The organism is Streptococcus sp. HMSC067A03 (genome assembly GCF_001814295.1).
Taxonomy (GTDB): Bacteria; Bacillota; Bacilli; order Lactobacillales; family Streptococcaceae; genus Streptococcus; species Streptococcus constellatus.
On sequence record NZ_KV815646.1, the window covers coordinates 72,118 to 83,825 of the forward strand.

The window sequence follows — 11,708 nt, forward strand, 5'->3', positions numbered from 1 at the left end:
ACAAACTAATTTATTTCAACCCTTAAAACAGCGAAAAAGAGCAGGAAACCCAGCTCTTACTCCTACTGTCTTTATTTTTACAGTTCTTGTTTTATAAAATCCATGAGTTTATTGCGTTCTAAAATCCACTGCTCACGTTCATCCTTCTCATACGTCCGATTGGAAAGAAAAATAACTGCTTTCTGCTGCGCACGATTAAGCATAATAAACGTTCCTGTATAACCTGTGTGTTGCAACCATTCTCCATCTAAATCCCAAGCAAGACTGCGCTTTTTCCCAACTTCTCTTGAAAAATTTTGCGTCAAGATTGCTGCGAAATCATCCTGCAAATAATGTTCCAAAAATATTTCTAAATCTTGAACAGTAGAAAACAGACCCGCACTCCCTGCATGTCTGCCCAATACACGCGCTTTTGGGTCATGTACAATTCCTGCTTTTACACCACGAACAGTCGGAACTGCCTGTGCGACAGGTCCAAAGACTGTTTTTTTCATATTCCATGGTTGAAAAATCTTCTGCTTAAATATGTCAGTCAAAGATTGACCAAAGATTTCTTCCAACATAAACCCTAACAACAAGAAATTCACATCTGTATAACGAAAACTCTTGTCGTCTAGTACTGTCAAATGATTCAAGGCATCCGTTAATTCTGTGGCATTGAGTTTATTACGATTGGGAATAAAAGGATCGACCCCTGATGTGTGAGTGGCTAGCTGCCTCACCGTGACAGAATCATCCTGAAAAGCTGGGTAGTAATTCGTCAAAGGCTGATTAAGATCAACAGCTTGCTGATCCACCAAGAAAGCAAGTATCGTTCCGACACCCACAACCTTACTGACGCTTGCCAAGTCATACAATAATCCCGCCCGACTTTTCTCACCCTGTTCAGGATTGCTCTCACCAAAATAGTATTCTTGCCACTTTCCATGAGCATATAAAGCTAAGCTAGCTCCAGGATAGATTTGCTGCAATATCTGCTGTTCGACTTTTGAGAGAATCTTATTCAAACTCATACTGCTTCAATCCAAACTTCAATCTGGCTGTCATCTTTTGTTAAGAAAAATTTACCCGATTTAGGTATAAAATTTTCTCTTCCTTGAAATAAGGTTTGCAAAGCTGCTACGTCGAACTGTTCAACGGTAAATTTAAACATTGCCAAGTCCCAAGTTTGACTGCTCTCTGTCACCAAATCTGGCCCATCTGCTTGTGAGAATGCTAGAATAGACTGATTTTCTAGCCATTCCCGATAAAAAGTGACTGCCTTTTCCTCATCTAGAACGTTAATCTGAATTTGCTCTATGGTAAATTGACTAAGTCCAATAAAATCCTCTAGCGGCTCAAATGCTGGGACTATCAGCATTCTATCCAAAGTCGTCCAGTCTTCCTCACTATGCAATAAAAACTTATCTCCTTCTGGAGAGCTTGCTTCAAAGGCATAACCATTTTTCCCTTGATACAGCGTATCAATCTTATTGCCACGCGCTAAAAGTGCTTCAATTTCTCGTGGATTGGCTACTTTGATAATAATTTTAGCTAATTTCTTTGTTCCTACAACTTTGCGAGTCCGCATACTGGGTGACTCTTCTAGCTGTAATTTTTCAACCTTTGTTTGATCTCCAAGACTGACAAAAGCTCCTTCTTCTAACAGATCTTTCATCCCTAAAGTTTGACAATAAAAGGCAAGATTGTTTTTCCGATTATTGATTTTTAATACTGGTATCGTATTTACAATTTTATTTGTTGAATGCATAACTTCCTCCAAGCCTTTCTATTTTAAATAATTTTTGTATATTTTACAAATATTTATGTTCAAATAGAAAAAATTGTACTATTACTGATAAATATTTTGCGCCACTACCAAATCATTTGCTGACTCAAATTCATATTGCAGATAAGATTGATAAGTTCCTGGCGCAATAATCCCACGCATATCTAAAATAGCTGTTCCAGCCTGTCCAATAATACTGTCTGCAAGTAAGCAGCAATTAGTAGACAGGATAAAATAGGTTTTAAACTGACTCGTTTTAAACTTATATAATTGAGCTCCTAATCCATGCTTCAATTTATAAGCATATGTATGGTCATTATTTTTTAACTCAGCCGATGGATTCCACACTGCCAGTAGTTCATCAATTTCAGCCAAGCGTTTCTCCACAGCACGTTTTTGTGCATCTGTTAAAGACAAACCATAGCCAAACAAGGTTTTCTTGCTTTCTTGCTTACACAGTTCAATATAAGCATCTTTATCCACTTTAAACAAAACACCATCTCCGATCGTGCCAAATAAACGCTCTGAAAAGACATCATAACTGCCATAAGAAATAACTTTTCCTTGATAACAAATATCAACATGCCCAATCATCCCAAAAAGATTTTGATCCGATGTATGAACGAGCACTTCTAAGTCAACCGACTTTTGATCATTTTGAATACGGCTGTAAACTTTTTGGTGACCTCGTTTTTCACCCTGCAACAAATGATTGAAGCGATTCAATTGCTCTGCTGGGAAAAAGGCGGCAATAATGACAGGCAGATTAATCCGAATACGACGCCAAAGCTGTTTTTGTTCCAAATCTGTATTGAAAAAAGCACCATCACGAACATTGGAAAAGCCTAACAATATCAGGTAAATACCAACGATCAAAAATTGTAAACGCCCATCTGTACTGGGTGAAAAAATGGTTGTTAAACCAATTCCTCCATAAAGTACGGTATCAAAAAAATAGCGAAAACCACCTTTTAATTTATTTTGACGATAAAGAAGATAAGTAATGCTATAGACAGCTGCCGTACACAGTTGATAGCATCCTAATATGATAATGACAATATTGACCGGCAAATTACTGGCACGATTAAGAAAACCAACAACCAGTCCTACAAGAACATGAAAAAAAGCAGAGCTTAGACTAATACGATTCTTCTTGACTAAAAAACGAAAGAAGAGGTTGCTAACTCCGACAAATATAAAGTAGATACCTAATAAATCTAGAGCGAATTTTGTAACATCAACACCATTTGCGATAATAATGACTCCAAAAAGAATCGCCAAAATGCCGAATAACAGTGTCCGTCTGCCACTTAATCTATCTAATTCCATCTCATCTCTCCCAAATAAAAGATGGGAGCAGGACAAAATCGGTATTTCGCAAAAAACGATTTTGCCTTCTCACTCCCGCATAATGACTAACTTTGTTGTCATTTTTCATACAGCAAGAATTTAGAACTACCAGTCAACCACTGCGTTTCGTTGTAAAAATAATATATATTGTAAGAGGCTGAAACATTTTGGTCTCAAACTCATTACATTTGTTATCTCTAACCTGCCAGTATAACATTTTCACTCAGTAAGCGTCTAGTCACTTTCCCATTTTTAGCTCAATCTGTCGCTTGCCCATCAAAAAACGGCTCGCAAGAACCGTTCTTCATTTTTACGGATTATCCATAAATCAACTTGTAAAGTGCCACAGCAACAATACCGGCAAGAATCGGAGATACGACTGGTACCCAAGCATACCACCATTTTGAATCTCCTTTATGTTCACCAAGAACTGATTTCGGAAGAAGGAAGTGAAGAATACGTGGACCTAAGTCACGTGCAGGGTTCAGACCTGGACCTGTAGGACCACCGAGTGATGTTACCAATGCCATCACAAGAAAACCAAGCGCTAAATGAGCCACAGCGAGACCAGCATTGATGTGGGATCCAATGGCAACTTTTCCTTGAAGTTGTGTTGCATCAACTCCTCGAGTTGCAGCGTATTTGATAACTTCTGCACCAAAATAATTTTTGGTCATCGCCATTGCCGCAAAGAACAGCACAAACGATCCAATAAATTCATTGATAAAACCATTTATCATAGAAGCAGCATGTGATTGCTTGCTTCCATCATCTGTATTCACAATGGTTGAGAACGAACCCAAAATAGCATTTGGATTGGTTGTTTGTAAGTAATAAGGGCGGTGACTTGCTACTACTAGTGCTTGACCAAACATTGCTCCTAATAACTGTGCAATAATGTAAGGTGCGACTTGCACCCAAGGGAAGTAACCGCTAATCGCAAGTCCTAGTGTGAAAGCAGGATTGATATGGTTTCCTGATACATTTCCAAACATAAGAGCAGGAATCATAACCCCCATACCGTAACCAACTGCAATGACTAACCAGCCACTTTGATGACCTTTCGTCCCCTTTAACTCAACATTGGCAACAGCTCCGTTCCCCAGGATAATGAGAATTGCCGTTCCAAGAAATTCTGTAATATATTTCACAATCCATGTGACGTCCATTTTTGTTCTCCTCTTTCATTAAAAAATTTTAGACAAATCCTATTTTATCAGTTACAATGGATAATGTAAAGGTTATTTTTTGACAAAATGTAAAAAAAGGAGTAAAAATATGCGTTACAACCAGTATAGTTATACACCAGAAACAAGCGAAAAAATCCTAGCTGAAATGGAAAGCATTGGATTTTCTTTCCGCCAAGAGTATTCTGATAAAGAAAATTTAGAGACTTTTGTACGTAAAACTTTTTTTAATTATAAAAATACAGACTATGCCTTAAAATCTTTGGTTGCCAATTCAAAAACAGACTTACTCAGCTTTTTTACGTCCAATCAGGAATTGACAGCAAAAATTTTTTATACGATTGCTTTTCAATTGCTAGAATTTGTGCCATTTGTTGACTTTGACGATGTAGAAAAGTTCCGAAAAAACGTAAATTTCCCCATTATCTATGGAAACCTACTTGAAAATCTCTATCAGTTGCTCAATACGCGCACCAAAAATGGTAATCTTTTGATTGACAAACTCATCAGCGACGGCTTGATCCCCGAAGACAACACCTATCACTATTTCAACGGAAAGAGTTTAGCTACTTTTACTAGTCACAATGCTATCCGTGAAGTTGCCTATGTAGAATCGCGCGTGGATACTGATAAGGATAGTCTACCTGATTTGATTAAGGTCAGTATCATTCGTCCTCGTTTTGACGGACAAATTCCTGCGGTTATGACTGCTAGTCCCTATCATCAAGGAACGAATGATAAGGCTAGCGACAAAGCTCTGTATAACATGAATGTGGACTTGATTAAAAAAGAAACTGGAAAAATTACTGTTCATGACCCAGAACTGCACTTGGTTGAACCTCAAGGACAAGCTACATTAGTTGAGCAAACGGAAGAAACACTTGGGCATATCGGTACTTATACACTCAATGACTACCTTCTTCCTCGTGGTTTTGCTAATTTATATGTATCAGGTGTGGGAACAAAGGACTCTGACGGTCTCATGACGAGCGGAGATTATTATCAAATCGAGGCTTATAAAAATGTTATTGATTGGTTAAATGGTCGCTGTCGTGCTTTCACAGACCATACCAGACAACGAGAAATCAAAGCCACTTGGTCCAATGGAAAGGTTGCTACAACAGGAATCTCTTACCTCGGAACTCTGTCAAATGGGCTGGCTACAACTGGCGTAGATGGTCTTGAGGTCATTATTGCTGAAGCTGGCATTTCTTCTTGGTACAATTATTATCGTGAAAATGGTTTGGTGACAAGTCCTGGGGGCTATCCTGGTGAAGATTTTGACTCTTTGACTGAATTAACTTACTCACGCAACCTCTTAGCTGGTGAAAATCTCCGCCACAATGCAGCATACCAATCTCGTCTAACAGAATTAAAGGCAAATTTAGATCGCGAAACGGGTGATTATAATCAATTTTGGCATGACAGGAACTATCTGATTCACGCGCACAAAGTCAAAGCTGAAGTTGTCTTTACGCATGGCTCTCAAGATTGGAATGTCAAGCCGCTGAATGTCTACAATATGTTCCACGCGCTACCAGAACACATCAAAAAGCACCTCTTCTTCCACAATGGCGCCCATATCTATATGAATAACTGGCAATCCATTGACTTTCGTGAGTCCATGAATGCGCTTCTTAGCAAAAAATTGCTAGGATACGATTCTCAGTTTGAATTGCCAACTGTCATCTGGCAGGATAATCGTCAAGCACAAAGTTGGCTGTCTTTGGAAACATTTGGCGACCAAGAGCACTACACTCATTTCAATCTGGGTGAAAGCACTCAAGAAATCAAAAATCAATATACTCAAGAAGATTACGACCGCTTTAGCAAGACCTATCAAACCTTCAAAAATGAATTATTTGATGGAAAAGCCAATCAAGTAACAGTTGATATGCTACTAGAAAAGGATTTGTTCTTAAACGGTCCTGTCAAACTCAACCTTCGACTCAAATCAAGCATTGACAAAGGCTTGATTTCTGCACAACTATTAGATATTAGTTCAGCTAAGCGTCTTCTTCCTCTACCTGCTGTTCTTGCACCAAAAGCTATGGATAACGGTCGCTTTTATATGTTGGAACATTTGATGGAATTACCCTTCAAAGAAACACCACATCGCGTCATTACTAAAGGTTTCCTAAATCTTCAAAATCGCACTGATTTGCTAACAGTCAAAGAAGTCACACCAGATCAATGGATGGAAATTTCTTTTGAACTTCAACCCACTATCTATAAAATAGCAGCAGGTGATACACTCCGTCTTGTCCTTTATACTACTGACTTTGAACACACTATTCGTGATAATGCCGACTATCACTTAACAATTGATTTAGAAAAATCTAGCCTAGATATACCAGATATGGTAAAATAAAATCATAACTATTGAATATTAAGGAGAACCCAAATAATGATGAATATGCAAGACTTGCTCTATGATTTTTTAAGTCTTGTAATCGTCAGAAATGTTGATTTAAAGCCTTTCTAGACTAACTAAACTGAACTAAAAACACTTAAATTTATATCAATAAGACAAAAAATAGACAATAGCAGTATCTTCTATGTAATCTAAAAAACGTCTCACTACCCAGTGAGGCGTTTTCTACTATAAGTTATTACAACTCTAACTATGTATCTATCATCTTGAATATTCATTAAAGACATTAATTAGGTTAAAATTTTGATAATCGTTAAAATCAAATACTTCTGTGCTAGATATAAAATTTTGCAGTTGAGAAAGTTCTCCCGTTGATTCTAAATGTTTATAAAGTTTCGGTGATAACATGGTATTAGTCGACCATTTTATTGGTAAATTTTGAATCAGCCAGCAATATCCAGATAGATTCTCTATCGTAATGCCTTTTAGACTTTCAATTAATATATTTGCTTCATCAGCCTTATGAGCCACAATAAAAAACAAATTAGGCTTGTCTTTATATTGTGGTAAAACTCCCAGTGTTATTGGATAATTAGAATCACAATAATTCCTTGTTCCTAGTGTTACAAAATCAATAGATATTCCATCCAAAGGGAGAACTTTAATAAAAAAATCGTTACAGTATTCACCTATTTCTCCCTCATCGCAAATATACTGCTCATAAATTTCTTTAGATGCTTTAAATTTAGGTAACTCATCATCAATTTGTAGGAACGAATTAATTTCTGTAGGAATACCTTTAACTTGAGAAACTAAGTCAGAAATTACAGGGTTATCTAACATTTTTGAGATTTTATCGTCTTTAGAAAGTATGAGTCCTGTATTGAGCCACAAGTGATAAATTAAACTTCTATACGAATACAAAAATACATAATGATTTATAGAGGTTGCTTCAACATCCACTTCTATGCTTCTAAATAACTTTGCATCATGAGATTGACCTTTATCTCCACAAAATCCCTCAAAGATTCCCGATTTCCCTATAGACATTTTTTCGAAAAAGGTTTCTTCTCCTTGACTTATCCCTCTAGCAACATTCTGTGGTGTCCAAGCATATACAAAATTACTTTCTGCTAAACTGTTTTCTAATAACCCCCGTTGGATAACATGAGAGTCAATTGGTTTGTGTTCACAATTTTTATAAAAACATTTGTCATTTTTGAGATTTTCTTTCAACCTTTGAAATTCTAAATTATATAAGACATTTCTCCGTACTTCCTTATTATAGCCGTTCATCTTACATTCTCCACATTATTTTTTCCCTCTAAAAAATCGTTCTTTGTTTAAACTAATAATATTTGGATACTTGTCATTCAGTTCGTCAAGATAGCCTTCTTCTAGGTTGCATAATTTCTCAATTAAAAAATTTGGTAACAGTTTGTTATATATTCTATAGATGTCTGCTGAGATATCCATTACAATTCTATTTTCAACTAACAGTTCTACAGATTGTTTTAAGGTGAGGGGGTTGCTAATCAATTTTGTTGAATCTAGAGGCTCATGTTTTCTCCAACCTCTATAACTAAGTTTTTTATATAAACTTGTATACTCGTTAGAGTCTATGATATTCAACGACTTAGAACGCATTACCATCATGCTAATCGAAACTTGCCAAATTCTCTTTAGATACCTATAATACTCAATTTCATTTTCATGGCCAATAATCGACTGCTTAAACGAATTCATTGGTAATAGAAACTCAGCTGCAAACTCGTTTGCCTCATCTTCCATTTGCTTATATTCTATTGCTCCCATATCTTGGGGTGTCTTAGAATTTTCATGCATTAACCAATGTCCCAATTCGTGAGCTAGACTAAATTGCTGGCGATAGAATGAATAATCTGTTCCTTCTAACATAACAACATAGTACTCATTATTATTTACTTTAACAGCTGAACCAAAGGCATCAACTTTATCACTTTGGGTATCTATTCTAGAAATAACAAAACCTTTTTCTTCCATCAACAAAGATAAGTTGTCAATTGGCTTATCACCCAGTTGCCACTGTTTTCTAATATAGTTTGCGTACTCTCGTGGAGTCAAGTCTAAACCAGAAAGTTCCCAGTCTAGATGGGGAAAATCAATAAATTTTTCAAGATAATCTCTTATCAAAGCTACATAATTTTTATTTATTTCTGCTGGTAACTTTTCTGTTTGAGTTGCTGTGTAACGACTTCTAAAAAAAGTTCCTGTAGAGGTTAAACTAAAATTATCATTTCCAAAAAAGAAATCTCTCGGAAATTTTAGTTCCCTTGCCAAAATCTCTAATGATTCCTCACTAGGTGTTGCACGTCCTTTCTCATATTTAGAAACCATTTGTTTTGAAACATTTAAAAACTCTGCAATTTGAGTAATACTTTTTTTATTAAAAAGTCTTGCTTCCTTTAAACGTTCCCCGTTAAAACTAATTTGAAGCATCATTTACTCCTGTTTTACATAGAAATATCATAAGTTACTATTCTCTTCTTCGTTTTGTTCGGAAAGACTAACCTGTTTTTGTGAATCCGATGGTTTTTGTATGGCAGATTTTAGTGTTACAAGTAGTTTTTCTGGAGCATTTTCACGACCATCTTCTTCAAGTTTTGTAAAATCAAATTCGGTGATATTTACTACATCAACAAATTCACAAAAAGCATTTACCTGATTAACACTCACTTCTTTAGTTTTCTTATCAAATGTAACGACCCTAATCTCATCAATAAAATTATAATAGTCCCCCAATAATTTCTTCGCTTGCTCTATTTGTGATGCACTTAACTCGTCATCATCTAGGTCGTTAAATAATTCAATTGATAATTTTCCTTCTTCTTTCCCGTTTAAATGAGAATTTTTCGAACGTGCTATACAAGTAAGATAGTGATGTTTTTCGTATTTATTAATGACATCTTCGAACCTTTGCTTCATCATAAAAATATATAGAATCCCTTCAAGAATTACTCCTCTCGCAGTCCAAAGAGCTCCCATATCCATAGCAGGCGATATTAATTTATTTGATTTTGCAGTATTCGCAATATCACGATAAATAAAATCCCAATTTAAAATATGACGACTATTTTTAGTTTTGAACTCATTATCAGAAAATATTTTTTCAATATCTCTCTTTCGGCTTGCTGAAAATACTTGAGCAAATTTATAGATTTGTTGTGGCAAATTATCCATAGTGTACCTCTCTAAAATTTATAATCCTATTTTAGGATTTTTTGTAGCAAAAGTCAACCAAAAGAGTATTTTAGACAATAAAATTCTACTCATCCATATCTCTCAGCGCATACTCACATGCTTGAATGACAAAACTTGAAAAAGTTACATCCTTATTTTGTATCGCCTTCTCAATTTCTTCAATCAGTGGGAGTGGGAAGCGGATTGTTTTATTTTCAGTTTCTTTTCGATTTGATTTTAATTGGAATGCCATGCTAATTCTCCTATCATTTTTGTCTTTAGGATATAGCATTATGTATCCAAATAATGCATTGCGTTTTGCATTTCAATTTTAGAGTTTGTACGATATAATTTAAGAAATGCTACAAAGGAGATTACTATGGATAGTGTTAGTTCATTACGCCGTTACTTGAACTTAAAAAATACTCTAATTCCCTCTATACAAAAGCAAATTAGCGATATAAAAGGAAAGCTTTTTAGAGAAAATGCTGAGTTAATTAGCATTAAAGATGAGAAAGTTTTTTACAAGATTTTAAGTGGCAGATAAGGACTAGAGGTTTTACAATTTTTAACCTAATGTATTTTCCATCACTTTTAACTTTGTTTATCTACCTGATAATAGCAACACTTATAACTACTGGGATAACAATTATTTGGGTTATAGTTGAAACTTTTATTAGAAGTTTGCTTCTATCTCAAAATTATGACTTTGAGGATATGCTTATCGCTAAGGCAGTCAAAATTATCGAAGATATCATTTATAATCCTCCTACTATTCCTTTCTCAGTCATTATTATTTTTCTTGTAATTTGGTTAGCCTACAGTATTAGACAAATATCAAAAAACAAGTCATATTATGAAAATGTTGTTATCCCTGAAAATCGTAAAAAGAACGCTTTGCTTCCGACTAAACGCAGAAAGCAACAAAAAGTGGTTGATGATTTAACGGTTGCCTTAAACAGTAGCCAAGCTAATTTGAATAGTTACTCTAATGAGATAAGGAAAATTCAAAACACTTTACCTATTCCACAAAATTATTTTGGAAATGATGAAGCTTTATTGTTTTTATTAAACAAATTAGAGTATGGACAAGCTAAAACAATACCCGAAGCACTTAATCTATGGGAAAGAGAGCTTCAAACTCGAAGAGCTGAAAAAGCAGCCAAAGATATGATACGAGAAACCCGTGAAGCAGAACAACGTCTAGCTAGACAACGCCACGAACAGTATTTACAAGAACAACAGAATAAGAAACAAACTATTGAAGCACTAAATAAAATTGCTGAGGAGCGTAAGCGCGAAAATGACCGCAATGAGCTTTATGATAATATTGCCAGAAGAAACGGCTGGTTATAAAACTTGTTCAAATCACCACTATATAATATTAGGAGAATAAAATGAAATTAAAGCAATTTACACTTATTATCACTTTGTTATTTTCAATAGTCCTTGTTGCCTGTGGCTCTAAGTCGGGCAACTCATCAAATTCTACCCTCTCAGGAACATATTCATATAAGGGCGAAAGTTTTTATGATGACAGCAAAGATGAAAAATTAACATTATACTATGAATTAAAGGTGAATGATAAGAAATCAACCTATGATGTGGTCGCTATGGATGAAGACGACCAAGTTGTTCAACATTTCTACTCAGAAACTGTGACTGTAGACGATAAAAAGCAGATTATCAAAGATTACAAAGGACATGAATTCAAGTATAAAGCAACTGAAAAGACGGTAACTCTTCCAGATTTAAATGGAAAAACTGGAGATACAGTAACATTGACGAAATAATAAAAAGAGTCGAATGA

12 protein-coding genes are annotated in these 11,708 nt (G+C 35.4%); 4 read left to right on the forward strand and 8 right to left on the reverse strand.

Annotated features, from left to right (window positions below):
• Positions 1 to 77 precede the first annotated feature (77 nt).
• The 4 genes from HMPREF2963_RS02565 to gla form a co-directional block, all read right to left on the reverse strand.
• On the reverse strand, positions 78 to 1,013 hold the full coding sequence (locus HMPREF2963_RS02565) for a serine hydrolase domain-containing protein (protein ID WP_006270629.1): 936 nt from the start codon (positions 1,011 to 1,013) through the stop codon (positions 78 to 80).
• The gene (locus tag HMPREF2963_RS02570; protein WP_006270626.1) at positions 1,010 to 1,750 is read right to left on the reverse strand and encodes a CppA N-terminal domain-containing protein; all 741 of its coding nucleotides are present in this window, start codon (positions 1,748 to 1,750) and stop codon (positions 1,010 to 1,012) included. The genes HMPREF2963_RS02565 and HMPREF2963_RS02570 overlap by 4 nt, the downstream gene beginning before the upstream one ends.
• A gap of 81 nt (positions 1,751 to 1,831) precedes the next feature.
• The gene (locus HMPREF2963_RS02575) at positions 1,832 to 3,097 is read right to left on the reverse strand and encodes a hypothetical protein (protein ID WP_070668455.1); all 1,266 of its coding nucleotides are present in this window, start codon (positions 3,095 to 3,097) and stop codon (positions 1,832 to 1,834) included.
• 338 nt (positions 3,098 to 3,435) lie between these two features.
• Positions 3,436 to 4,287: an aquaglyceroporin Gla gene (gla, locus tag HMPREF2963_RS02580; protein WP_006269234.1), complete on the reverse strand. Its 852-nt coding sequence runs from the start codon at positions 4,285 to 4,287 to the stop codon at positions 3,436 to 3,438.
• 109 nt (positions 4,288 to 4,396) lie between these two features.
• Here gla and HMPREF2963_RS02585 point away from each other — a divergent pair, with 109 nt between their 5' ends.
• Positions 4,397 to 6,676 (forward strand): Xaa-Pro dipeptidyl-peptidase, encoded by a 2,280-nt coding sequence (locus HMPREF2963_RS02585; RefSeq protein WP_070668457.1) that lies wholly within the window; start codon positions 4,397 to 4,399, stop codon positions 6,674 to 6,676.
• Positions 6,677 to 6,940: 264 nt separating this feature from the next.
• Here the strand turns inward: HMPREF2963_RS02585 and HMPREF2963_RS02590 are convergent, their stop codons facing one another.
• The 4 genes from HMPREF2963_RS02590 to HMPREF2963_RS09205 all read right to left on the reverse strand — a co-directional run bounded on the left by HMPREF2963_RS02590 (position 6,941) and on the right by HMPREF2963_RS09205 (position 10,151).
• Positions 6,941 to 7,975 (reverse strand): hypothetical protein, encoded by a 1,035-nt coding sequence (locus HMPREF2963_RS02590; protein WP_070668460.1) that lies wholly within the window; start codon positions 7,973 to 7,975, stop codon positions 6,941 to 6,943.
• A gap of 15 nt (positions 7,976 to 7,990) precedes the next feature.
• Positions 7,991 to 9,160 (reverse strand): helix-turn-helix domain-containing protein, encoded by a 1,170-nt coding sequence (locus tag HMPREF2963_RS02595; RefSeq protein ID WP_261786476.1) that lies wholly within the window; start codon positions 9,158 to 9,160, stop codon positions 7,991 to 7,993.
• Positions 9,161 to 9,184: 24 nt separating this feature from the next.
• Positions 9,185 to 9,898 (reverse strand): DUF5986 family protein, encoded by a 714-nt coding sequence (locus tag HMPREF2963_RS02600; RefSeq protein WP_070668466.1) that lies wholly within the window; start codon positions 9,896 to 9,898, stop codon positions 9,185 to 9,187.
• 85 nt (positions 9,899 to 9,983) lie between these two features.
• Complete coding sequence (locus HMPREF2963_RS09205) at positions 9,984 to 10,151, reverse strand: YlcI/YnfO family protein (protein WP_148132056.1); 168 nt, start codon at positions 10,149 to 10,151, stop codon at positions 9,984 to 9,986.
• Positions 10,152 to 10,277: 126 nt separating this feature from the next.
• Here HMPREF2963_RS09205 and HMPREF2963_RS09510 point away from each other — a divergent pair, with 126 nt between their 5' ends.
• From HMPREF2963_RS09510 to HMPREF2963_RS02610, 3 genes are all read left to right on the forward strand, one after another.
• Positions 10,278 to 10,445, forward strand: a complete 168-nt coding sequence (locus HMPREF2963_RS09510) for a hypothetical protein (RefSeq protein WP_261786477.1) — start codon at positions 10,278 to 10,280, stop codon at positions 10,443 to 10,445.
• 170 nt (positions 10,446 to 10,615) lie between these two features.
• The gene (locus HMPREF2963_RS02605) at positions 10,616 to 11,254 is read left to right on the forward strand and encodes a hypothetical protein (protein WP_261786478.1); all 639 of its coding nucleotides are present in this window, start codon (positions 10,616 to 10,618) and stop codon (positions 11,252 to 11,254) included.
• A 41-nt stretch (positions 11,255 to 11,295) separates the two neighbouring features.
• On the forward strand, positions 11,296 to 11,691 hold the full coding sequence (locus tag HMPREF2963_RS02610) for a hypothetical protein (protein WP_070668469.1): 396 nt from the start codon (positions 11,296 to 11,298) through the stop codon (positions 11,689 to 11,691).
• Positions 11,692 to 11,708: the final 17 nt, after the last annotated feature.